This is a genomic window from Moritella sp. PE36, assembly GCF_000170855.1.
Lineage (GTDB): Bacteria > Pseudomonadota > Gammaproteobacteria > Enterobacterales > Moritellaceae > Moritella.
Window position 1 is genome coordinate 44,524 of sequence record NZ_ABCQ01000022.1, and the last position, 24,998, is coordinate 69,521.

General features: G+C 40.2%; 22 protein-coding genes, 1 tRNA gene and 3 pseudogenes. 17 read left to right on the plus strand and 9 right to left on the minus strand.

Going from position 1 to position 24,998, the window contains the following annotated elements; all coding sequences use genetic code 11:
• Positions 1-204 precede the first annotated feature (204 nt).
• The 3 genes and pseudogenes from PE36_RS13360 to PE36_RS24870 all read left to right on the plus strand — a co-directional run.
• A complete protein-coding gene (locus PE36_RS13360) occupies positions 205-2,001 on the plus strand; it encodes an AMP-binding protein (protein WP_043994519.1) in 1,797 nt (598 codons plus the stop codon).
• Positions 2,001-3,668, plus strand: a complete 1,668-nt coding sequence (locus PE36_RS13365; RefSeq protein ID WP_006032573.1) for an acyl carrier protein — start codon at positions 2,001-2,003, stop codon at positions 3,666-3,668. Before PE36_RS13360 ends, PE36_RS13365 begins: the two co-directional genes overlap by 1 nt.
• Positions 3,669-3,699: 31 nt before the next feature.
• Positions 3,700-3,849 (plus strand): annotated as a pseudogene (locus PE36_RS24870) (transposase); the annotation flags it as partial.
• A 185-nt stretch (positions 3,850-4,034) separates the two neighbouring features.
• Here PE36_RS24870 and PE36_RS13370 read toward each other — a convergent pair.
• Together PE36_RS13370 and PE36_RS25020 are read right to left on the minus strand one after the other, a co-directional pair.
• Entirely contained in the window at positions 4,035-4,778 is a 744-nt protein-coding gene (locus PE36_RS13370; protein ID WP_006032574.1) for a 4'-phosphopantetheinyl transferase, read from the minus strand.
• Between the two features lie 115 nt (positions 4,779-4,893).
• A pseudogene (locus PE36_RS25020) lies at positions 4,894-5,030 on the minus strand (IS3 family transposase); the annotation flags it as partial.
• Positions 5,031-5,289: 259 nt separating this feature from the next.
• On the opposite strand from PE36_RS25020, the gene PE36_RS13375 reads away from it, so the two are divergent.
• The 4 genes from PE36_RS13375 (at position 5,290) to PE36_RS13390 (ending at position 10,187) form a co-directional block, all read left to right on the plus strand.
• Complete coding sequence (locus tag PE36_RS13375; protein WP_006032575.1) at positions 5,290-5,550, plus strand: hypothetical protein; 261 nt, start codon at positions 5,290-5,292, stop codon at positions 5,548-5,550.
• 1,214 nt (positions 5,551-6,764) lie between these two features.
• The gene (locus tag PE36_RS13380) at positions 6,765-8,657 is read left to right on the plus strand and encodes a copper resistance system multicopper oxidase (protein ID WP_006032576.1); all 1,893 of its coding nucleotides are present in this window, start codon (positions 6,765-6,767) and stop codon (positions 8,655-8,657) included.
• Positions 8,654-9,532: a copper resistance protein B gene (locus PE36_RS13385; RefSeq protein WP_006032577.1), complete on the plus strand. Its 879-nt coding sequence runs from the start codon at positions 8,654-8,656 to the stop codon at positions 9,530-9,532. Before PE36_RS13380 ends, PE36_RS13385 begins: the two co-directional genes overlap by 4 nt.
• 130 nt (positions 9,533-9,662) lie before the next feature.
• Entirely contained in the window at positions 9,663-10,187 is a 525-nt protein-coding gene (locus PE36_RS13390; protein ID WP_006032578.1) for a plastocyanin/azurin family copper-binding protein, read from the plus strand.
• 72 nt (positions 10,188-10,259) lie between these two features.
• Here the strand turns inward: PE36_RS13390 and PE36_RS13395 are convergent, their stop codons facing one another.
• Positions 10,260-10,604, minus strand: a complete 345-nt coding sequence (locus PE36_RS13395) for a DUF3316 domain-containing protein (protein ID WP_006032579.1) — start codon at positions 10,602-10,604, stop codon at positions 10,260-10,262.
• A 283-nt stretch (positions 10,605-10,887) separates the two neighbouring features.
• Between PE36_RS13395 and PE36_RS13400 the strand changes: the two genes are divergently transcribed.
• Positions 10,888-11,562, plus strand: coding sequence for a heavy metal response regulator transcription factor (locus PE36_RS13400; RefSeq protein ID WP_006032580.1), 675 nt, complete (start codon positions 10,888-10,890; stop codon positions 11,560-11,562).
• Positions 11,559-12,911, plus strand: coding sequence for a heavy metal sensor histidine kinase (locus PE36_RS23755; protein ID WP_006032581.1), 1,353 nt, complete (start codon positions 11,559-11,561; stop codon positions 12,909-12,911). The genes PE36_RS13400 and PE36_RS23755 overlap by 4 nt, the downstream gene beginning before the upstream one ends.
• Before the next feature lie 25 nt (positions 12,912-12,936).
• On the opposite strand, the gene PE36_RS13410 is transcribed toward PE36_RS23755, so the two are convergent.
• The 3 genes from PE36_RS13410 to PE36_RS13420 form a co-directional block, all read right to left on the minus strand.
• Entirely contained in the window at positions 12,937-13,710 is a 774-nt protein-coding gene (locus PE36_RS13410) for an ABC transporter substrate-binding protein (protein WP_157517791.1), read from the minus strand.
• 145 nt (positions 13,711-13,855) lie between these two features.
• Positions 13,856-14,146 carry a hypothetical protein gene (locus PE36_RS13415; RefSeq protein ID WP_006032583.1) on the minus strand — a complete coding sequence of 97 codons (291 nt, stop codon included), beginning with the start codon at positions 14,144-14,146 and terminating at the stop codon, positions 13,856-13,858.
• A gap of 113 nt (positions 14,147-14,259) precedes the next feature.
• A complete protein-coding gene (locus PE36_RS13420; protein ID WP_006032584.1) occupies positions 14,260-15,171 on the minus strand; it encodes a LysR family transcriptional regulator in 912 nt (303 codons plus the stop codon).
• A gap of 167 nt (positions 15,172-15,338) precedes the next feature.
• Here PE36_RS13420 and PE36_RS13425 point away from each other — a divergent pair, with 167 nt between their 5' ends.
• From PE36_RS13425 to gfa, 5 genes and pseudogenes are all read left to right on the plus strand, one after another.
• Entirely contained in the window at positions 15,339-15,773 is a 435-nt protein-coding gene (locus PE36_RS13425; RefSeq protein ID WP_006032585.1) for a carboxymuconolactone decarboxylase family protein, read from the plus strand.
• A 354-nt stretch (positions 15,774-16,127) separates the two neighbouring features.
• Positions 16,128-16,861, plus strand: a pseudogene (locus tag PE36_RS13430) (glutathione peroxidase).
• Positions 16,862-17,227: 366 nt separating this feature from the next.
• Positions 17,228-19,375 (plus strand): CHASE3 domain-containing protein, encoded by a 2,148-nt coding sequence (locus PE36_RS13435; RefSeq protein ID WP_043994520.1) that lies wholly within the window; start codon positions 17,228-17,230, stop codon positions 19,373-19,375.
• A 308-nt stretch (positions 19,376-19,683) separates the two neighbouring features.
• Positions 19,684-20,079, plus strand: a complete 396-nt coding sequence (locus PE36_RS13440; protein WP_006032589.1) for a hypothetical protein — start codon at positions 19,684-19,686, stop codon at positions 20,077-20,079.
• A 12-nt stretch (positions 20,080-20,091) separates the two neighbouring features.
• A complete protein-coding gene (gene gfa, locus PE36_RS13445) occupies positions 20,092-20,697 on the plus strand; it encodes an S-(hydroxymethyl)glutathione synthase (RefSeq protein WP_006032590.1) in 606 nt (201 codons plus the stop codon).
• A gap of 124 nt (positions 20,698-20,821) precedes the next feature.
• Here the strand turns inward: gfa and PE36_RS13450 are convergent, their stop codons facing one another.
• Positions 20,822-22,039, minus strand: a complete 1,218-nt coding sequence (locus tag PE36_RS13450; protein WP_006032591.1) for a Xaa-Pro peptidase family protein — start codon at positions 22,037-22,039, stop codon at positions 20,822-20,824.
• A 101-nt stretch (positions 22,040-22,140) separates the two neighbouring features.
• Complete coding sequence (locus PE36_RS13455) at positions 22,141-23,034, minus strand: LysR family transcriptional regulator (RefSeq protein ID WP_006032592.1); 894 nt, start codon at positions 23,032-23,034, stop codon at positions 22,141-22,143.
• A 112-nt stretch (positions 23,035-23,146) separates the two neighbouring features.
• Between PE36_RS13455 and PE36_RS13460 the strand changes: the two genes are divergently transcribed.
• Together PE36_RS13460 and PE36_RS13465 are read left to right on the plus strand one after the other, a co-directional pair.
• Positions 23,147-23,440: a putative quinol monooxygenase gene (locus PE36_RS13460; protein ID WP_043994521.1), complete on the plus strand. Its 294-nt coding sequence runs from the start codon at positions 23,147-23,149 to the stop codon at positions 23,438-23,440.
• Positions 23,441-23,509: 69 nt separating this feature from the next.
• Positions 23,510-24,166 carry an NAD(P)H-dependent oxidoreductase gene (locus PE36_RS13465; protein ID WP_006032594.1) on the plus strand — a complete coding sequence of 219 codons (657 nt, stop codon included), beginning with the start codon at positions 23,510-23,512 and terminating at the stop codon, positions 24,164-24,166.
• A 153-nt stretch (positions 24,167-24,319) separates the two neighbouring features.
• Here the strand turns inward: PE36_RS13465 and PE36_RS13470 are convergent.
• Positions 24,320-24,395: transfer RNA gene (locus tag PE36_RS13470), tRNA-Arg, on the minus strand.
• A 234-nt stretch (positions 24,396-24,629) separates the two neighbouring features.
• Here PE36_RS13470 and PE36_RS13475 point away from each other — a divergent pair.
• The coding region (locus PE36_RS13475; RefSeq protein WP_006032595.1) for a helix-turn-helix transcriptional regulator at positions 24,630-24,998 on the plus strand (369 nt) is incomplete at its 3' end.

The window sequence follows — 24,998 nt, forward strand, 5'->3', positions numbered from 1 at the left end:
AGTTTATACTTACAATTAAATTTATAAAATTAATATTACAATTAAATTTAAAAACTTAATTAAAATTGATGTGTTAAGAATGAAATAATGTAACAATACAATAATTGTTAAAAGTTGTATTCATTACTATATTAAATTAATTAAAATTAATTGAAATTAATATAAAAACTAATGTACTGTGATTTGCATAAGGATAATTATAAAATGTTTTGTTTAAAGAAAAAACTATGGTCGTCGCTTGTAAAACATTCTGGATATTGCGCAATTAAATACGAAGGTCAAGAGTATTCTTATTCAACTCTTCTTGTCATGGCTGAACGACTTTCGATTTCTCTGAGATGCAACGGGTTATCCCAAAATCATAAACTTCTGATCTGCACATCTAATCCACTTTTTCACTGCGTAGGAGTTATTTTCAGTGTATTAAGTGGTATACCTTACGTCCCAATTGATTACAGTCTTCCTCGATCTCGAATAAATACCATAATAGGCAGTTTGGGAGAGCATGTAGTAGCATGTACCGATTCAGGAACTTCTGGTAAATTTACTCAAGAAGGTATCTCAATAAGTAATATGAGCCAAGTATTCGAGATAGCTGAAAAAAAAATTTTAGCCTCTATACAACCTTTTGAAGATTATAACTCTGAGCTTCAGTATATTCTTTTCACATCTGGCTCCACAGGCGCGCCTAAAGGTGCTTCAATTTTTTGTGACGGTTTCAACAATCTCCTTCAGTGGTATCACGATTTAATATCTCCGACGACAGAAAGCAAGTGTATGGTGGTAAGTTCTCTCTGTTTTGACCTTACGCAAAAGAACCTTTTTATTGCTTTAACATCAGGATCACGGCTAATATTTATGAACGATCTAATTTTCGAACCAGCCGTCATTGCCGAGCAAATTGATGAAGAGGATATTGACTGGATCAATTGTGCTCCGAGTGCTTTTTATTTAATTGCGGATGAAGGCCAGCAGTCACAGCTCTCCAGTTTACGCCAGGTAGTTTTAGGGGGTGAATCCATAAACCCTAAAAAGATACGTACCTACAGGAAGCTAGGGTTAAATTGTCAGTTCATAAATAGTTATGGACCAACAGAGTGCACCGATGTCGTTATGTACCATATATTAGAGGACATCGACTACGAACGAGACTACATACCGCTTGGAAAAAGCATTGACAATACACAATTTGAACTTGACAAATCTCACTTCAGTGGGAAAAATACTGGTGAATTAATATTAAAAGGTATTTGTGTCGGTAATGGGTATATAAATAATTCAGAACAAACAGCAAAAAGTTTTTTTGTGGATATGGATCAAATAAAATCTTATAGAACCGGAGATCTCGTAAAATTAGAATCCAATGGTTGCCTTAAGTTTATCTCAAGGAAAGATGATCAAATTAAATTGCATGGCTATCGTATCGAGCTGGGTGAAGTAGAAGCTAATCTTAATCTTTGTGAATATATCAATATGAGTGTAGTAAAGTTAGGCCACGAGGAACTCATTGCCTATATACAGCCAATTTCGGGCTGTGATAACTGGGATGATAAGATACATATAACCAAGATAAAACTCCAACTCGCTAAGCAATTACCATCATACAGTCTACCATCCAGATATATTGTTCTTGAACAATTCCCACTTAACCGAAATGGTAAGATTGACCGGAAGTCACCATTATTATCGACCCATGAGCAATCAGATCAAAGTGGATCATTAGAGCATTTTAATAAAGTGACTCCTAAATTAATACGAACACTATTGAATACGATGAGTATATCGACAGAGGGACTATCAGATCACACTCCGCTAAAAAATTATCATATAAGCTCTCTTCGCATGCTCAAACTATATTCTATCTTGAACCAATTAACGGATTCACCACCCAAATTAGCTGAACTGTATGGCGAAGTTAGCATTAATACACTTTGTAGTATGATTTACACAAATCCAAAATCTCATTTTAGTATATATTGCTTTACTCGAGGAACTCAGTAATGAACCAAAACAATCTGCTACTCATCGAATGTCCTCATGGGTTTATCATCCTAGATAACGATAATAAGCTTGGTAAGCTCACGGGAATGTCTGAAGAAAAAATATTAAATAGATATTATTCTGTTCAAGCCTCGATGAAAACAAAAATAGAGCAGAATAAGATTAATACATCTTCATTTCCAGTATTAAACCCTACAGTTCAAGGCATCCATACTGAATGTGAAGGGTTTGGGTTAAATGCAGCTTATAACATTCCATTATTACTTGCTTGTCAACAAAATACCGCTGATGAGCAAATCGAGCGATTCAAATCACTGCTAAACTCTCATGATATATTACGTTCAACAACCGAGATGACAGGCAATACTTTGTATTACAAAGTATTGCCTGTCATCAACACTCTGGACGTTAAGGAGCACACCTTCAGGACAAAATCTCAACTCCAAGAAGTAGTTCACCGAGTTATCACTGAAGCATTCGACTTATCTGGCGGGCCACTATTTTCAATACATAGGATATACGATCAAACTAATCATGAGGAATTTGTGCTAATAGTTCTTCATCATATGCTGGTGGATGGACAGGGCTTAAATCAGCTAAGACAACTCCTGATAGAGCGCTCAACATCCCCTGTTTCCTACCAATCTCTTGAGGAATACCAACACTGCATTGAAAAAAACTTCATCTATAGTGATGAAGATATACATACTTGGTGCGCTAAATTTAATTCATTATCAATGGTTAGAAAGCTAGACAAATGGAGCCTAGAAAAAAAACGTAAAGTAAATCATAATCTGTCAGCCAACAAGTATAAGCAAATTATTTCATATTGCTCCAAACAACACTGTTCGCCTTTCGTCTTTTTTTTAGCTTTATCTGCTATTAGCTATCACAATAACTATCCTGAAAAAAACACTCTTCACATTTTAGTCCCAACATCGAATCGGCGTTATCTTGCCTCTCAGAGTTTAATCGGCTGTGTCACAAACAGCGTTTTGGTTCCTATCTCAGTAGCACAATTTAGTACATTACCTGATTTGATACAGTACCTAACTCACGTGCTTGTGCCAACGATATTATCCAACTCTCACCTTCCTTTATTTGAAGTTATCCACAGAACTAAAATTGATCCAGATTACCTATTCAATCATGTTACCCATGAACATAAATATGACCCTCTTTTATCTAACATAAGCTACAACCCTCTATCTATTCATTCATGTTCTTTCGATATACAGGAATATCCTAAACACATAGATATTCAAACAGGAAGTTGCGGCGAAAATAAAATACACGCTGTACACCAAGAGTTTTTCCGCCTATTGACAGACGAAAAATACGACACGATTACCATTAATAATACTCCTCATATTGGCTCACTGTTACACGATGGAGAGTCTATAACAAAGAATACAACATCCACATCCACGTCAATGTCCTATATTAATGAACAACTTTGTAGCTTGTATGCAAAGGCATGTATTATTACCGATCTTGACTCGATATCAATTGGTGAACATGACGATTTGTTTTTACATGGTATCAACTCAATACGAGGGATCAAGTTAGCTAAGTTAATCAGTCAAGAATATAGCTTATGTTATAGCTTTAGAGATTTACTTCGTCAACGAACGTTATCTAATATCGCAACTCACCTCGAACTATAGATTCTTGGTGATATAGTGGCTAACGACTGGAAACACGGATGACAGAAAACCAGTAAAAGAGTTATCAAAAGGTCTCATTGATAAACTTTATGCTGATAAAGGATATATCAGCAAAGCGCTGGCGCCAGACCTTGCTGATGATGGTATAATTTTGGTAACTGCTCAGAAAATAATTGAATAGATAATACCAATGGCTTAAACCGATCTGAGGTTAATTATGTTTGGCAAAAATTGGTGCTGAGGCCTCCATTACACTATACCACTTTCGTTTTCCGAGTTGTTACATGAGCCCTCCGAGAGGGTAGGTTGCGCGTGAAACATTAATATTTAATTTAGAATAATCTTCAGCTAACTGTATGCTTATATTTAAACTATAAGTGTAATTACATGAAAATCGCTCAACCCAAATCTACCTTGGTAGATCTTACCTGCTATATGCCTATGTGAAAGTGTATAGTTAAGTCTTAACGAAAAAGTACCATTGATGGGATCGATATGATTTATAGATACAGCGTGACAATCGAAGTACTGCTGTACCTCAGCATAAAGGGATTTGAAAAGACTTTCTTTCGCTGAAAACGCCAGATATAGTCCTTTATCTTGATCCTTAATACATTCTTGTAGATATGAGGCCTCTTGTTGAGATACAATGTCAGTGGCGATATCAGTCATAATATTAGGGCTAAAATATTCCAGATCAATGCCTGGGCGCAAAGGCTCGTTAGATCTTGTTATAATTGTACATGCTGTATGTCGAGAGTGGGATATACTACCTCTAAATCCTTTAGGCCAAATAGGTTCTCGAGCCTCCCCACTACCAACATGTAATATTTCACTACCTGCCAGTTTGAGTGCGTATTTGCTGCAAAGTCTCCCAGCCAAAAACTCCGCCTTGCGGATATCTGACGCAGACTGTATGTTGCTAGGCATAATAATGTTGTGCTGTTCGTACCACTGATCACAGTAAAGCTGTTGCGCCCAGTCAACTTGGCAACAAAAGAGCTTAGGGAATAAGGACGGTACCCCTACTGATATTTTTATACCCTTTGCCACCACGTTAAATATTTCAGAAAAAAAGCCGAATGATTTGATAGATAAAAAAAGAGACACAATGATATAAATACTAGTAATGATTAATTTTTATAAGTTACTATATTATAATGAAAAAGTAAATGATTATAGAGGAGCTAGGTTAGTGGAATTAATTCAAAAAGGGGTGAAGAGGTCAGCTAATTTTGGCCACAGTTTTTATTCTAACCAGTACCTTCGTTCTGATTCATTTGGCGTTAAACCACAGTTGTGTTGATGCGGCCTAACTCGGCTATAATATCCCATAATATAATTCGTAATAGCCCTTTTTGCGTTTCCCAAATTGGAATGATCTTTAGCTGCGCCCTCCTACCTCAGGATAGTTATCCCCCTTAGTTTTGAGCTAATCATAAATACAGGGGGCGGTAATTTAGCTTGGAATAACTCGATATTCACTAGACAGAAAAGGCGCAGCTTTAACTAAAATGTTACCACCATAATCTCGAACAAAGAATGGAGTAGCAAGCGAAGAAGACATCCCTTATAACACTTTGTATACTTGGCTTAAAACAGCACAACGACACAATGTAAAATGGCTATTTCACAAATTTGGACAGCGGAAAGTAAACTTGCCGTCATCATTGAGAACTGGCTCGTGAATCGGCTCCGAACTCGCCAGTTATTTCAGAAAAAAGTGTATATCCAGAACAAATCAAAGGCCAATCTAGTATTAAAGAAGCACAAGCTGATAAAAGATCTGAGACGTAAAGAGAAAGCACTTGTTGAAACGGCTGCGTTATTAGTGCTGCGAAAAAAGTTAAGTCATCTCAACGGGCTAGACGAGGAGAGCTAACGCCTGCATTAGAACGTCAGAAATTAATTACCATTATCGGTTATTGATACTGTCTGGCCCACATAAAAATCGATCTTGTAGCGAAATTAGATTACGCACGATGGATTAGTCGTCTATTAGACGTCGGAGATAGCGGCCTGAAGCAGACATGAAAGTCCCTTCTCAAGCTGAACGTCCATCGCTAATTACTGTAATTAACAGTAATAAATACGCCAGTTTACCTCCATCACAAATAATACCTTCGCTATTAGATAACTCCACTCTAAAGTACTAGGTCAATACTTCTTCTGTATATGACTGAGGATATTTACAGCCGTAAAATTGTCGATTACGAAGTATATGAAAAATGAATGTGCTATTAAGGTTATGGAATTATTAGAACGCACTTGTTAGCATGAAAAGATAGATTAATCCCCCCTTGTTTTACACTCGGATAATGGTGCACCAATGAAAGCATTGACGATGAAGGTCAAGATAGAATACCTAGGGTTAAGTCGTCATATAATCGACCAAGAGCCAGTAACGACGACCCTATTCAGAGTCGACATTTAGAACGTTAAAATACAGACCAAATTAGCCATCGCATGGATTTAATAGTATAAATGAAGTGAGAGATTGAGTGCAAGGGTTCATAGATTAGTGCAACTATGGGCATAAACATAACCTTATTAAATTTGTCACTCCGAGCCAACGACATTATGATGCAATTGGCGAGATGACATGAAATCCGGAAAAACCAACGCAAAAATTAACTAATTAGTACAAACAGACTTGAGGAAAAATTATAGTATACAACTTTTTTACTCGATAAATATATCAATCCTTCAGTAACCCAAATTTAGTATACTACTTTATTATTTATATTTTTATTTTCTGAGCTTGAGTACCTCTATTCAGAGCCCATCTGGTATACATCTTTATTACTCGAACACAATTTACAATAGAGCCGCCAGTGAGTATTTCATTCACTGGCGGCTTTTTATTGCCTTCTTTTTATAACATCCCACACCAACGCCTACCGTCAAATATCTCCGAACTATACTACTATTCTTCAAGGTGTTAGTTAAAAAGCTAGCCAGTACATAAACCATCTTATCTATATTTATCTCCAACATGACAAATTTGTCATATTCGTGTCACCTTCTGGAAAGCAGCCTATTTGTAGAATAGACCATTAATAACAAGGAATTTTTGAATAAAGGAGCACAGCAAGTATGAAGCATGCTTTACATTCAGCCAATTTACCACGACGTAAATTCGTTAAGGGCCTCGTCGCCGGAGGGGTGATTGTGGGGTTATATCCCCTGCTACAACCCGCCAGAGCCGGTAGTCTGAATACCCCACCAAACAAGGCGCCAGTGCTGAGCGGTACTGAATTTGATCTGGTCGTCGCCGAATCACAGGTTAATTTCACCGGAAAAATACGGTTGGCAACCACCATCAATGGCTCCATTCCGGCTCCGACGCTGCACATGCGTGAAGGCGATACCGTGACAATACGAGTCACCAACCATTTGAAAGAACATACCTCCATTCACTGGCATGGCATTATCCTACCTTACCAAATGGATGGTGTGCCAGGGATCAGCTTTGCTGGCATAGCCCCAGGGGAAACCTTCACCTATCAGTTCAAAGTAGAACAAAGCGGTACCTATTGGTATCACTCCCATTCTGGCATGCAAGAAATGACCGGCATGTATGGTGCTATCGTGATCGAGCCCGCAGCAGAAGATAGTATCCAAGCAGATCGGGAACACGTGATCCTACTTTCAGACTGGACTGATGAAAACCCCGCACAGGTTTTCGCTAAGCTAAAAACGCAGGGTGATTATTACAACTTTAATCAACCCACAGTATTCGACTTTTTCCAAGACGCTTCCGAAAATGGACTACAAGCAGCAGTGCAGTCACGCCAGATGTGGAATCGAATGCGCATGAGTCCCTCCGATCTCGCCGATCTCTCCGCACAAACCCTTACCTACCTGATGAATGGTACTACCCCTGCAGGTAACTGGACGGGATTATTTAAACCTGGTGAACGGGTCCGATTACGGTTTATCAATGGTGCCAGTAACAGCTTTTATGACGTGCGGATCCCGGGGCTAGCATTAACGGTAGTGCAGGCAGATGGCATCAATGTAGAACCCGTCACCGTGGATGAATTTCGCTTTGGTCCAGGCGAAACCTACGATGTAATCGTTGAGCCCAGCGCTGATACCTATACCCTGTTTGCTCAATCGATGGATAGAACTGGTTATGCACGCGGTACCTTAACGACTCAAGCAGGCCTCAATACCGATGTACCAACATTAGATAAACCCGAATCACTGACCATGACCGACATGATGGGCGCTATGGGGTCAACAGGTAACGTGGGGGCAATGGGTAACATGGAACAAATGAATGGAATGGAGCATGGCTCTATGTCCGGTATGGATCATAGTTCAATGCCCGGTATGCAGCATTCTGGGATGGTCGATATGGGTAAAATGACGGGCATGGATCATAGTTCGATGCCCGGTATGATGACAAATATGGACCACTCGGCCATGTCTAATATGACATCTAAGTTAGCCACAGCCAGCGAGCAAGTTCGACATGCTAAAACAGAGTACGGCCCCAGCGTCGATATGCGGGTCGATATGCCTCGCACCAACCTTGACGATCCCGGTGTCGGTTTACGTAATAACGGACGACGGGTATTAACCCTAGCCGATCTTAAAACCTTAGGCGGACCAATGGATCCTCGCACTGCCGAGCGTGAAATCGAACTGCACCTGACTGGCAATATGGAACGCTATACCTGGTCTCTGGACGGACTCGAATTCGGTAGTTCTACCCCGATTCATTTCAACTACGGGGAGCGAGTGCGAATTATTTTACACAACGATACTATGATGACGCACCCTATGCATCTGCACGGCATGTGGAGCGAAGTCGAAAACCCAGATGGCAGTTTCCAGGTACGTCGCCACACAATTCCGGTACAACCGGCACAACGCATCAGTTTTCTGGTTACTGTTGACGCACGCGGGCGCTGGGCTTGGCATTGTCATCTTATGTTCCATATGGATGCGGGCATGTTCCGTGAAGTGGTGGTTTCATGAATACAATTCCCCGTACGCTCAATTCTGTCACCACGGTGATGGCCATAACGACACTGAATCTACTCTCCTTTAGTACCCAGGCTGAACCGTCACATAACATGGCAGATATGGGTAATAACGGCATGCAAATGCAAGGTGGCTCGGCGCCCTCTAATGCGCGGGATCCCCATGCCTATGCAGATGGTTTTACTTTGGAATCTGGTGCTTATGCACTCCCCGGTCCTCGCCAGTTAAGGTTTGCAGACGAACATAGCCGTGGCGGACTGTTAATCGATCGTCTGGAGCGCGTATTTACCAATGATGAGGATTCATGGGTCTATGACGGTCAAGTTTGGTATGGCCGGGATTATGATCGTGTAGTCATCAAATTAGAAGGCGATATTGCCGATAGTAAACTGGAGGAATCGAGCACCGAATTATTATGGAACCATGCCATCTCAACGTTTTGGAATACCCAATTGGGGGCTAGATATGATACTGGCGAAGGTCCAGATCAGAGCTGGTTAGCCTTCGGTATCCAAGGATTAACCCCTTACTGGTTCGAAATTGATGCCACAGCTTATGTCAGTGACGAGGGACAAACAGCCTTATCGCTAGAAGCTGAATACGAATTATTGCTCACCCAGCGTTTAGTATTACAACCACGTTTGGAAATGAACCTCTATGGTAAAAATGACGCCGAGCGTAACAGTGGTAAAGGTCTGTCTGATCTCGCCATCGGGATGCGCTTACGTTACGAAATAACCCGGCAATTTGCACCTTACGTCGGCGTTGACTGGGCAAAATCATTTGGTAATACCGCCGACTTCATCCGCGAAGACAATGCAGCAACAGAAGAAACCCGCTGGCTTGCAGGGCTCCGTTTTTGGTTTTAACGCCAGCCGAATTTAATAATAACAAGTACATACAATATATACCTAAGCCACTTCAAGATGCCAGTTCAGAAACTTGCGGATATAGCTTGGGTATCAATCTTACTAACGATACACAACAGAGAGTAACTACATGAAAGCAACTAAAACACTACCTATTTTACTATTAAGCATGCTCCCTAGCTTGGCGTTCGCTGGCGGAGGCCATAATACTGGTCACGATGCAGGTAATAGTACCAGTCCCGACGCAGGCCACAACATGGCTAGCATGATGGACATGACAAATTCAGCATCCGGGCAACCCGGTAAAGCGGCGGATATTACTCGGACTATCGATATCACCATGAATGACAACATGCGATTTACCCCGAGTCAGATCCACGTTAATGCCGGAGAAACCGTCCGATTTTTTGTTAAGAATGCAGGGGAAATATCCCACGAACTCGTCATTGGTTCGGCAGAAGCATTGGGAGAGCATGCCCAAATGATGCGAGACATGCCAGAGATGAAACATGCAGAAAGCAATATGTTGAGTTTAGGTTCTGGTCAGCGCGGTGGGTTGATATGGCAGTTCACTCAAGCAGGCTATGTTGACTTTGCCTGTTTATTACCGGGGCACAGAGAAGCAGGCATGAAAGGTACAATAATGGTGATGTAATTAACCTACTCTCAAGGTACGTAATAATTTAATTAGAGACTAGCTCCAGATCAGATCTGGAGCTGTAAAGAATTATCGATTACTACCAGCCTCTTTATAACTGTAATTTAGCTTCACTTTAGCTTGATACTTTAACGAGCCGTTTGCATCCGCAAATTCATCGACATAAACACGTCCATCATTAATTCGAATTGAACTTCTGACTGTACTCGTATTCACTATATTAAGCTTTTTATAAGCCTGATTCCCCGTTAGCAACTTCAGCTGTTGCAATGTATTAACCCCAGTCTCGTAAGCCTCAGTTCGGCTTTCAGTGACACCTGTGTATATTTCGGTATTACCCGATATTTGTGTGGCAGAGGCAGCGAAAGATTGCAAGCTAAGGGTTAATGCTGTCATTAGAATTAATTTTTTCATATTGTTCACCTTGATGTGATTAAAAGATACACATCAAATACTAGTGCCCCAATCTGTCATCAGCATGTCATCCATATTACAAGCTTGTCAGCTTTAAATTATCTTACTTTTCAATATGCTGGTGCACTACTTAATGATGAAAATGACAAAATTGTAATCTTAAAGACAGTTTTCTGTCATAAACTCATTATAATCTCCATTAGTTTAAGAGAATAAATTAAGCAAGTGTCGTAAAGTCTCTATACCAGTCCAACAATACGGTTGTCAAACGCGTGGGAAATCAATGAAAATTCTAATTATTGAAGATGAAGTTAAGTTAGGGAAATACCTTAAACAAGGGCTGGATGAAAGTGGTTTCAACGTAGATCTTGTCGATAACGGTATTGATGGCTTGCATCAAACAACCGAAATGGACTACGACCTGGTGTTATTGGATGTGATGTTACCGGGGATGAACGGCTGGGATATCCTAAAACGCCTACGCCTAAAACCCAAATATTTACCGGTAATAATGCTCACAGCAAGAGATGATGTGGCAGATAGAGTTCAAGGCCTGGAGCTTGGTGCAGATGATTACATGAGCAAACCGTTTTCTTTCTGTGAGTTATTGGCCCGGATCCACAATCAGTTACGCGACAAAGGTTCAACACATAGCGCCATTCTCACTATCGGCGATTTAGAGTTTAATCGGTTAAAAAGAAAAGTAAAAAGAGACGGTGACAGCATAGATCTTACCGCTAAAGAATTCGCCTTACTTGAGTTTTTACTGACTCGTCAGGGGCAAGTATTATCCAAATCACAAATAGCCAGCCATGTATGGGATATCAATTTTGACAGTGATACTAATATCATTGAAGTTGCGATTAAACGCTTACGGAATAAAATCGATCAGGGTTTCTCATCACCACTGATCCATACCGTGCGGGGCATGGGGTATGTGTTGGAACTAAGGTCGTGAGAGGTTCTATTGCCACCAAATTAACCTTACATTTTACCTTGAGCTACTTTCTTATCGTCAGTGCTGCAATTGCTTTTTTTTGGTGGTTCAGCAGCCAACATTTCAATGATATGGATAAGCAATACATTCTGAGTAAGAGTGACATGGTTATTGCAGCTATTGATGACAATACTCAAGAGCAGGATATAAATTTCAGTACCATCCTTACCGATCATCCTGATACCCATGTTTTAGCTATCAACAACGCTAACCAATTAATGCCATCATCTTATCAAGGCCTTACAGTACCATCTAAACTGCGTGAAGGCCGCCCTGGACAGCTCGTTAACTGGCAAAGTGAGATAGCCTACTTTAAAGGTATTGCGACCATCACCCGAAATCGTCGAGGTGAAAACTTTCGTTTAATCGTGATCAGGGATGTCAGTTATCATGCTGAATTTCTAAATAGTTCAACAAAAAATATGATCTTGAGCATGGGATTAATGTTCTTTATTCTTAGCATCATAGGCGCTTTTGTTGCTTGGTATGGTTTATCGCCACTACGTAAATTTAGTATGGAAACCAGTAAAATAGATATAAATACCCTGGCCACTCGACTTGATCAGCAAGAATATCCCAAGGAAATGCAGTCATCGATTCAGGTCTTCAACCTGATGCTCAAACGTCTGGAAGGTTCGTTCGATCAATTATCATTCTATGCGGCAAACTTGGCGCATGAATTAAGAACCCCATTGGCATCCATGACAGTGAGGAATCAATGTATGTTGCAAGGTGAAAGAAGCTCACTGGAATACAAAGATACCCTTGAATCTAATATCGAAGAGTTAGAGTTTCTTTCCAAAACAGTCACCGATATTTTACTCATGGCGAAAGCCGAAAGTGAACAACTCGCAGTCAATAATGAACGGGTCGATGTATACGAGTTATCATCTAAACTTGCGGACTATTTTCAGTTACTGGCAGATGAAAAAAACGTTAATATCATTATCGAAGGACAGGCCGAACTAAACACTGATAGCGCCTTATTACGCCGAATCATAGCTAACCTGTTATCCAATGCAGTACGCCATGCCGATGATAACAGTAAGATAATTATTGCCATTGCAGAAGAAAATGACAATATCCAACTCTCCGTATCTAATGCCGGAAAGACCATTCCAACAGATGACTGTACGCATTTGTTTGAACGCAATTTTACCCGCAATAAAAAATCAACCGTCAATATCGGGATCGGATTAACCCTATCCAGAGCGTTACTCAATACGCTAGGCGGCCGTATTTGGGTCACGTCAGCACGACAAAATACGCAATTTTATATTCGTTTGCCTAAAACAAGTGATACCGTATGACGCACCCGTATCATACAGAAATAATTTACTGGAGTGATGAAGTGAAGTCATACTTCTGAATACCATGTTTTTGCATAATTGTTTTAACCCTACCTTGTTCAGTAAGCATTTGCAGGCCTTTATTAAAATCATTCAATTTTTGTTGGAAACGGTCAGCTTTTCTTGAAAAGATTATATGCTGATTGGCGATTTCAATGGCTGGGGGGATCCACTCTATTTTTTCCATGAAATCAGGATATTCATTCTCAAGAATGTATTGGGCGACGCCCCGGTCAATATAGGCGAGGTCAATGCGTTGCATAATCAATCGACTCATATTCTGTTGATCGTTTTGCACTGCTTCTATTTTTAATTGCGCTTTTTCAAATTCAGGTGCATTGGAATAACCTAAAATGACACCCACGGAATAGGGCTTTAAATCGCTGAGGGTTTTAAATGAAATATTGTCATTTTTGTGCTTAAAAAATCCGATTTCATTCGGTGGCATAGGAGCAGAAAAAGCAAACCACTGCTCACGTTCCTTTCTATACCACGCGCTATAAAGTCCGTCATATTGACCTTGCCTTAACATTTTGAAACTGGCTGCCCAGGAGGGAATGTACTGTAATTTAACCTTATACCCCATCAATTTGTAGGCCTCGACAATAATTTCAGATATGGGGCCACTATTAGCTAAAGAATTTCCGTAATAAGGGGGATAATCCCCGTATAATAAGTGAACCGTTTTCTCATCCGATTGTTCCGAACATCCTGACAATAAAACTAATAATAAGGGAACTATCACCTCTTTTATTCTCATCGCTATATCCCCTGAACAGGTATACATAAAGTGAAATTCTCATTCAGTCATGTATTCAAAACACCTATTAAAGAGTATAGATGAAAATGCATTGTGGCCGACTAAAAATAGTCAAACCAAGACCGTTTTATGTAGGTAATCAACATTAGACATAAGTCTGCCCTTCAGCGGTATTTTCATAAACAATTATCAGCGGCGGCTCCGTAACCCCCGCCTCCCGCATCGCCGCCTTTAATGCATCGGAAGCAAAAAATGCATTAGCATTGTCGACACTGTTCCACTCGAATGTAAGGCAAAGATCATTAGCTTCGTTGGGAATGTGCCCGAGGGTATAAGACAGTTCACCACCGGCTTTACGCTGAGCTAAAAAATCATCAAAAGCCTGTTTCCATAACCCGTAATTTTCAACTTTATGCCTAATAAATACCTTCGTCATAATAACTCTCCACTTAAATAACTCACCAATGACAGCGTCATAAACTTAATACCGTCACTTAAAAATAGTTAACATTCATGCTTCAAGCAATATTAGAGGACTTATTCACGTACTCAATACACGGTCTTGTTTTCCATCGATAACTTCTCAACCAAAAAATCAATAAATGCCCTTAGTGCAGGTCGTTGATATTTACTGCCATGATAAACAGCATAGACTTCAGCACTCGCCCCTTCATACGCAGATGCTTGCCACTGTGGCAGGCATTCCACCAGCTTGCCATCTCCAATATAATCCACCGTCATCCACTTTGACATTAACAACATACCACCATCATGCAATGCCGCTTCTAATAACGGACTTCCGCCTTTAGAGCTTAAATTACCTTGCACTCCTACCTTTGTTATTTGCTTGTTTTTCTTAAAATACCAATAGCAACGCTGACGACTATTTGCCAGCGTCAGGCAATTATGTTCACTTAGATCAGCTGGCGCCTTTGGCATGCCAAATTTAGCAAGATACTCGGGAGATGCACACAAGATCGTGTGGTTAGTAAATAACATTCGCGCACGTAAATTAGAGTCACTTGGTCTGCCAATTCGAATGCCCAGATCAACATTTTCACCATTCAAATCGATGACTTGGTTATCTAATTCAATCTCAATTTTCACCTTAGGATAGCGTGCTAAAAATTCTGGTAACAAAGGGGAAATACATTGACGACCAAAACTCTCAAAAGCCGAAATTTTCAATACCCCTTCAGGCTCTTGGTTTACTTGCTGCATCGACGACACCAGATCATCCGCGTCAGCTAACAACTTCTCAGCCCGCTCACAAAACTGCTGACCATCTTCAGTTAATAATAACTGCCGGGTGCTGCGCTTAAATAAAGTCACCCCCAACTCACTTTCCAAACTATCAATGTTACGCGCCACAGAAGACGGAGCCATATTCAGTACACTTGCCGTTTTCGAAAAGCTCCCTAACTCAACAACCTTGATAAAGACACGAATTAAATTAAGCATGGCACGGGTTCCAATGTGGTTAGATAAGAATAGCTTTGCGTCAGGCGCAAAACTGTTTCACTTTTAACGTCTATTCTAGTCATAAATGAAACACCATACAATAACGCCATCATTAACCAACACCAACGATGAAGTTGTTGTTACAGTGCAACATGGAGATATAAAAGATGACCAACAGAATCAATATAAATGAATTAGAACCAGCTGCTTATCAACCTATGTTTGGCCTAGAGTCTTATCTTAGTGATACAGATTTAGAGCCTAAGTTAAAAGAACTCATCAAGATCAAAGCATCGATCACTAACCAATGTGCGTACTGCGTGCAAATGCATACCGAGCAAGCACGTAAGCAAGGTGAAACAGAACAGCGCCTCTATGCATTATCAGTATGGCAAGAGTCGCCGTTATTTACTGATACAGAACGTGCCGTACTTGCTTTAACAGAAGAAGTAACACTCATTTCTGCCACGGGAGTATCTGATGAAACCTATAGTCGTTGCCTTGCATTACTCGGTGAGCACACATTAGCACAATGTATTATGCAGATTGTCACCATTAATATGTGGAACCGTATCGCGCTAGCAACCAAAATGCAGCACTAATTCCCTTTCAATTTAAGTTATTCCGCCCTGCAATATGGATTAGATCTTAAATAAACAGATCTAATCCTTAGCCAAAACAATTCAAATATCAAATATCAACAGATAAACAGATAAACAGATAAACAGATAAACATAGTCAAATCCTATCAAACATTAAGATTTAATCGATTATACCTATTCACACTAATTCGACATAATAGCTACATCAAGACGACACAGACACAACGTCTTCACCGAATACTTTGTTATAAAAAAACAAGTTATAGAACACATTTTAAAGCAACAGCTTTATATCAAACCACTTTATATCAAACACAGGTTAGCTTAATTAATAGCTACATTAAGGAATATATTATGACGACATTAGTATCGAAAGAAGGCCAAAGCGTTCCACAAGTTACATTCCCAATTCGCCAAGGTGATGCATGGGTTAACCGTACTACTGAAGAGTTATTTGCTAACAAAACGGTGATTGTATTCAGCCTGCCAGGCGCATTCACACCGACTTGTTCATCAAGCCATTTACCACGTTACAACGAACTAGCTAGCGTATTCTCTGCACACGGCGTTGATGACATTCTATGTGTATCAGTTAACGATACATTTGTAATGAACGCATGGAAAGATGACCAAGAAGCAGAGAACATTACCTTCATCCCAGACGGTAATGGTGAGTTCTCTGCAGGCATGGGCATGTTAGTAGACAAGTCCGACATCGGTTTTGGCAAGCGTTCATGGCGTTACAGCATGCTGGTTAAAAACGGTGTGGTAGCAAAAATGTTCATCGAAGCTGACGAGCCAGGCGACCCGTTCAAAGTATCTGATGCTGACACTATGCTAGGTATGTGGCACCAGAATATAAAGTGCAAGAATCAATCACCGTATTTACCAAACCGGGCTGCCCGTTCTGCGCAAAAGCAAAACAAACCTTAATCGACCAGGGTTTAAACTACGAAGAAGTCGTACTCGGTAAAGACGCAACAACAGTAAGTCTACGTGCTGTAACCGGTCAAAGCACAGTGCCACAAATCTTTATCGGTGGTAAACACATCGGTGGAAGTGAAGAGTTAGAGACGCACTTCGCTTAATCATGCGGTTTAGTATTACCGAAAATTACATTCACGAATAACCATACTCACATGCCATTATTCGTCAATATGAAGGAAGCAGAAATGCTTCCTTTGTTGTTTTCCCTCACCAAATAACGCTCTAAAAAACAACCAGCCACTAAATAAAATATAAAACCACTAAACAAAGCACGCAATAACTAGATGGTCAATAATCTTTAATTTCATTTATCAACCACAGCTCACAGATATACAGTGAAAACAGCACTTATACAAAATTATAATCAAAACCTTACCTTATGTAACTAGACTTCATACCAATACAAACTTTCAATCAACAATTCATGTGGATGAGAGTAATTACAGGATGTTACCGCGGAGACTGTTATGTTTAAAAATATGAAGTTTACTACCAAATTATATTCAAGTTATGGACTTATTCTATCCTTAATGCTGGCCGTCACTCTGGTTGTACTATTCAGTGTTAAATCACTCGTCAGTAACTTTGGCTGGGTAGACCACACGCATAAAGTGTTGGCTAAAGCGTCAAGTATTGAAGCCGCAGCCGTTGATATGGAAACCGGTATGCGCGGTTATCTACTCGCAGGTAAAGCTGATTTCTTAACACCTTACAAAAATGGTGAACAGACATTTAATACTTTAACCGGCAGTCTTTCTGAAACTGTGTCTGATAATCCGGCACAAGTGGCATTAATAAAAGACATTAAGAGCACTATCTACGAATGGCAGAAGAATGTCACAGAGCCCGTCATCGCCTTAAGAACAGAAATCGGTAACGCCCAAAACATGGACGATATGGCCGATTTAATTGGTCAGGCACAAGGGAAAAAATATTTCGATAAATTTAGAGCTCAATTAGCGACCTTTATTGAACGCGAACGAAAATTAATGACAGAACGTAAAGAATATGCACAAAACAGTAACAATATTGAAGAACTAAGAGAACTGAGTAATCGGGTTGAGCACACTTACCGAGTCATCGCGACTGCGCAGGCAATCATAGCAGCAGCGGTTGATATGGAAACCGGTATGCGCGGCTTTCTACTTGCTGGGAAAGACGAGTTTTTAACCCCTTATATCAACGGTAAAGAACAGTTTTCTAGCTTAATTAGTCAACTATCAAACACAGTATCCGACAATCCAGCGCAAGTAATGTTGCTAGGCTCAAGTAAAGCAACAATTGATAATTGGATAAGTGCCGTCGTTGAAAAACAAATAGCCCTACGCCGTAGCATTGGTGATGCGAAAACCATGAATGATATGGCAGACCTTGTTGGTGAAGCTAAAGGTAAAGTGTATTTTGATAAATTCCGCGAACAAATAAAAACCTTTAAGCAACGAGAAACAAGCTTAATGAATGCCAGAATGGTCGAGTTAGAAGAAACTGAATCTGCCGTTATTAACACCACTATTTTAGGCACAATACTCGCTATTATCTCTGGTATTGTCATTGCGGTCTGGCTAACCCGTCATATTATGAATTTACTTGGTGGTGAACCGGCATACATTGCTGAAATAGCCAAGACAGTCGCGAAAGGTGACTTAAGCATAGAATTAAAAAGTGATGGTAATGACCGTGGTATTTTCGCTGAAATGAAAAACATGATCGCTAACCTGAAGGAGAAAGCGGAACTCGCACAAACAATCGCAGCTGGCGAGCTCGATAATAAAGTCATCTTAGCCTCAGATAAAGATTCGGTAGGCTTAGCATTACAAGAAATGACCACTAACTTAAATGAAGTATTAGGCCAAACCAAATTAACCAGTATTGAGATATCACAGGGCAGTTACCACGTCTCAGAAACCAGTGCTGCGTTATCTGAAGGAGCATCAGCTCAGGCTGTAAGTCTAGAGAACATCTCCGCATCATTAAACCAATTGAGTACTCAAATCGGCGAAAATGCACAAAGCGCAAATCAAGCACAAGAATTAGCGACGCTTGCCCAAAGCTCGGCAGAACAGGGTATCCAAAAAATGGAAACAATGATTGCTGCAATGGCTGAAATATCGCTGGCCAGTGAAAGTATCGCAGATTTCATCAATACGATTGATGACATTGCCGATCAAACCAATTTGCTCGCCTTGAATGCCGCTATCGAAGCCGCTCGTGCTGGTGAGCAAGGCCGAGGTTTCGCCGTGGTCGCAGATGAAGTCCGCCAATTAGCCGCCAGAAGTACAACTGCTGCCGAAGAAACCTCAAAACTGATCGCAAGTTCTGTCGAGAAAACCAAAAATGGTAGCTTGATTGCCACCGAAACAGCTGAAAGTTTAAAAAGTATTTTTGAAAGTGTCAGTCAAACCAACGTACTTGTTGAGCAAATCGCACTAGCGAGTAACGAACAAGCAATCGGTGCAGAAGAAATTAACAAAGGCGTTAGCGAAGTCGACGGCGTTACCAAACAAAACAACAGTACAGCACAAGAAAGTGCAGCCGCAGCCGAACAACTATCCCAACAAGCTGAATTACTCAAATCCATGTTATCCCGCTTTAAACTCAATGAAACCTACGCATAATCCCTACAAAAACGGTTGAAATGATGGCACTTGGTATATCCAAGTAGCCATCAAAACCCCCTCTAAATTCAACCATAATAACCTTCAATTCAAACGACAACAACGCTCAAAAAGAAATAGTATAAATCAACAATGAAAAATTAAACAACAATTTAAATATAGATTATTACCTATAGGTAATAATCTTTTACCGTTTCAGTATATTGTTTTGTTCCTTCCGAAATGTAGAATGCCCGCCATCGCAACAGAAATACATTCAAAACTAAATAATCAACACACATGTGATTTGATTAAATAAAGGATCGTCAATGTCTACATTAACAACTCAACCCGGTATTTTTCTTTTCAAATCTGGTTCATTTAAATTAAATGACCTGAGTAAATTATTGGAAGTAGAAGGCCTAAAAAGCCAAATGGCTGAAGTGGCCGTAACCAACAATAGCAACGCATTAACCATTGGCCACTTTACAATGGAACCTGGCGTTGAATTTGAATACGCTTATGATTCAGTTGAATACAAAGTGATCACCAAAGGCAAAATCGTCGTTCGTGATACAGACAACAATAAATACGTTGCAGAAGTTGGTGATGTACTGCTGTTCTCACCCTATACAATCGTGATTTTTGATGCAGAAAGTGATGGCGAAGCTATCTATACCGCACACAGAAACGCAGATTCATCTTTCGCACCTGCAGCAAACTAATTGGAATTGAACATGATAAATAAAATTGTAACTACTTATAAAAATGCATTTTGCCCAACAAACAAGATTAAGATCCATCCAGCAATGGATAAAGGTATTGCCCAAACAGCGAATAACTTTAATGGCGGTACATTACAGTGCCACTGTAGTCGTGATGCAGTGATCGTAAAGATCGACAGCCAAACTGCACATAACCATGCTTGTGGTTGCTCAAAATGTTGGAAACCCAAAGGCGCACTTTTCTCACAAGTAGCTGTTGTTTCAAAAGATAAATTAACTGTAACAAGCCATGCTTCAAAACTAAAAGTGGTTGATGACACAGCAACAATCCAACGTTTTGCTTGTAATGACTGTGGTGTACACATGTATGGCCGCATTGAAGATAAAACACATCCATTCTTTGGTTTAGACTTTGTTCACACAGAACTGTCAGCCGATAAAGGTTGGTCTGCACCTGAATTTGCCGCGTTTGTTTCATCGATTATTGAAACAGGTACCGATCCAAAAGACATGACAGCAATCAGATCACGTTTGAATGCGTTAGGTCTTGAATCTTATGATTGCCTATCGCCAACACTAATGGATGTGATTGCAACACACGTTGCTAACAGCAAGTAGCTAATCTCTGGATAAAACCGTTAATAACGTGATAAAAGAGTTATTACACAATGCCAAATATGAAAAAATCCCACTAGATTCATCTAGCGGGATTTTTTATTTATAAGTCGTCAATTTATATTGACTAGGCTTCATAACCAAATGGGTCATCAATCGAATGTGATGGTTGCGTAAACCATTCAGGTCCTGCATCAGTCATGTAAAAATGATCTTCTAAACGAATACCAAACTTACCCGGGATCACTAACATAGGTTCATTACTGAAACACATGCCTTTCGCAAGAGGCGTAGTATCGTTGCCCACTAAATATGGCCATTCATGAATATCTAAACCAATACCGTGACCGGTACGGTGCGGTAGTCCTGGTAAGTCATAACCAGGTCCAAAACCATCGGCTTCCAGTGAGACTCGAGCGGCAGCATCAACATCCTGACAAGGCACGTTAATCTGTGCTGCATCAAACGCGGCTTGCTGGGCATTCTTTTCACTTAACCAAGCAGCGCGTACTTCATCACTTGCGTCACCAAATACATAAGTACGGGTAATGTCAGAGTTATAACCGTGTAACTGACAACCAGTATCAATCAATACCACATCATCTTGTTTCAAGAATTGTGGATCTTTAACACCATGCGGGAACGAGCTTGCTTTGCCAAATAATACGATGCAGAAATAAGAACCTTTTGGTGCACCAACCACCTTATGCGCTTGGTGAATAAACTCTTCCACTTCCGTCGTGCAAATATCTAAACGTAAAATACGGGCAGCGGCTTTATGCACTTCTAACGTCATGTCTTTTGCACGTTGTAATAATGCAATTTCAGCGTCTGATTTTTGCTGACGACAACCGGCAGTCACCACCTTGGCATCGACATACTCAAACTGCGGATGGGCATGGCGAATATTGTTAAACATAAAAAAGGCTGTCGCTTCATCAATACCAACAGTGCCATCGGTAATATCAAGTTTAGCGAGGATCTCACCAAATAATTGTGCCGGACTTTCATGTTCATGCCAACAATGTAGTGGACCTTGTACCAGCATAAATTCGTTAATAGTATCTTGTTCAAAACGTGGGGCGATAAACTGTAATTCGCCTTGCGCAGGTAAAATAGCACCGACCATACGCTCACCAACGCCCCAACGCATACCCGTGAAATAATACAGGTTTGTGCCCGCATTGAGATATATCGCTTTAATGCCTTCACGCTGCATGATTGCTTGTGCGCTTTCAATGCGATCATTAAATTCTTGTAACGAGATCGCTTTAACGTCTGCCGTCATATCTGCCAGTTTAGCTAATTCTAATTCCGCAGTTGAACCACCAATACCAATAGTCATAAAAGTCCTTGTTATACAGCTTGATTAACAAAATATAGATGAAATCACTTTAGCATACCTTGCAATTAAGAGGTACTAACAACTTCAAGCAGAACAGAACGCTAACTTAATTCAGCTTCACATTTACTGCGTAACAGATCCCGTAACATCAACATAGCGGGAGTAACTTGGGTACGGTTAGGACAAATTAACCATAAACTAATGGCTGGCGAATTAAAATTATGGAGTAACTCTACAACATAACCCGCACGTAAATCCGCCGCCATATCTAATCGTGATTTCATGGTAATGCCCTTCCCTGCCACAACCCAGCGATGAACCACATCGGCATCATTGCTTAAGCGATTACCCGACACTTTCACATTATATTTTCCTGCATGATCAGAAAATGGCCAAGTATCATAAACGCGCTCGCCAAAGCGATAGAGCAAGCAATTATGCTGTGATAGTTCATTCGGGTGTTGCGGTTCACCATATTGAGCCAAATACTGCGGCGATGCACAAACCACCCGATCGATTTTCGCAATAAGAAACGCCACCAACGAAGAATCTTCCGGTTCACCATATCGCAAGGCCATATCAACCTTATCATGAAAAAAATCAGCCAAACTGTCGCCGACATTTAACTGTATAGATAACTCGGGATAGGCATCCATCATTTCATCAAGCCAAGGTAATACTATATTTCGCCCTAAGTCAGATGACGTAGATAAACGAATTTCACCGGCTATTTTACCCTGCATTTCATTTAATGAGGCTTTACCTTTCTCTAATGCCGCTAACGCCTCAGTACAATGCACTAAATAGCGTTCACCTTCAGCAGTAATACGTAACTTACGTGTCGAGCGAATAAAGAGTTGCACGCCGAGTTGTTTTTCTAGACGTTTTAACGCCGCGCTCGCAGCAGCGGGGCTCATATCCAACTGCAATGCAGCTGCGGTGATATTGCATGTTTGCGCTGTTCGCACAAAAAGTGTGAGATCTTGAATATTCATTATCAAATATTTTTTGAAACTGTAAGTTATATTACCATCTTTTTAGAATAGCAATAATCAGGGATAATGTCCTCACTCACTAAGTGAACGGCCAATGAAAGGTAACGAGAATATGACAAGCACTCTCACGATTGTTGCAAACATCGAAGCGAAAGCAGATAAAATTGAATTCGTAAAAACAGAGCTATTAAAATTGATTGAGCCGACACGACTTGAAGAAGGTTGCATCCAGTACGACTTGCATCAAGACAATAATAACCCGGCGTTATTTACTTTCGTTGAAAATTGGGTGAGTAATGAGTTATTACAACAACACCTCAATAGCCCACATTTAAAAATGTATGTGCAAGCAACCGAAGGGGCTGTCGCGAGTTTCACATTAAATGAAATAACGAAAATCGCATAACAAATAAAAATTCATTAATATTCACTATTATCGATATTACTAATAAAAATTTATCATTAAGGTTCGGCTATGACACATCAAATTATCCAAGATCTCAGTAATCGTTACACTACCAAAAAATTCGATGCTTCAAAAAGAATACCGCAAGACGAACTTGCAGTGATCATGGAAGCCATGCGCTTGTCTGCATCATCAATAAACTCACAACCGTGGAAGTTTATTGTTATCGAAAGCGATGCAGCAAAGCAACGTATGCACAATACCTTTGCCAATAAATTTCAATTTAACCAACCGCATATTATGAGTGCATCACACATTATCATTTTTGCCCATAACCCAGCGTATACCCGTGCAGACTATGAAGCAGTGATAGATAAAGGTATTGCTGATAAACGCACAAAGCCAGAAGATAAAGAAAGTGCCTTCGGGGCATTTGCGTTTGTTGAATTAAACACAGGTGAAGATGGCGATACATCAGCTTGGACTAAAGCACAGACTTACCTAGCGCTTGGTAATACCATGCATACGCTGGCTCGTCTGAATATTGATTCTACACCGATGGAAGGCATTGATACGGAATTAGTAAGCAAAGAATTTGCTGTAGAGTTAGATGGTTACGTTACTGATGTAGCACTAGCAATTGGTTACCGTGATGCAGAAAATGATTATAACATTGCGCCACCTAAATCACGCTTAGCAATGGAAGATGTGCTCGTTAAGATATGACCGTTAAAATAAATAACTAAGTTGTAATCGCTGATGATGACGATGAAGAACTGCCGCAATATCGACCCATACGTGCATTTGTGCGTATGGGTACTATTTATTTAAGTCTTATGTATATAAGTGCTATATGTATTAATGCTATGCGGATAAAAATGGTGTCCCAGAGAAGATTCGAACTTCCGACCTAGCGCTTAGGAGGCGCTTGCTCTTCCAGCTGAGCTACAAGGACATTTCGTAATATGTATTATATATAAAATAAAACAAAATAGAAGTCTGATCGCCTCTTCCAAAACATTAAAACGCTAAATATTAGCAATTAACTTCAAGGATCACACAACTTCTAATACCGTAATAGGTACGAATTGCAACCATATAGACTCCATCCTATTTAATCACTTATACCTAGTCAATCTTTAGCCGTGGTATGGTAGCGCAAGCCAGCAACACTAAAGAATGATCATTGATGTTTAAAAAAGAAGGGTTTGGTCGCAAATTAAGCCAAATACGAAAAGCGCATAAATTATCGCAGCTTGATTTTATCGCACAATTAGCCAACGCCCATAAAGAATTTAGCGATATTACGCAGACGACCTTGTCGCTATGGGAAAATGGAAAACGAGAACCCTCATTTCTTCGCCGTATCGCCATTGCTCGTTTTTTCGCTGCCGAATATGAGATGGATGAAGCAGAACAAAAATTGATGGATAAAACAAAAATGATCGACCTTGGTCATCGCCCCTCTTTTTATCCGATGGCAATGTCCGGCATTACTAGCGTCAGCTTTTCTGATTTAACAGAGACACAAAGAAACATCGTAAAACAAGGGCATTTG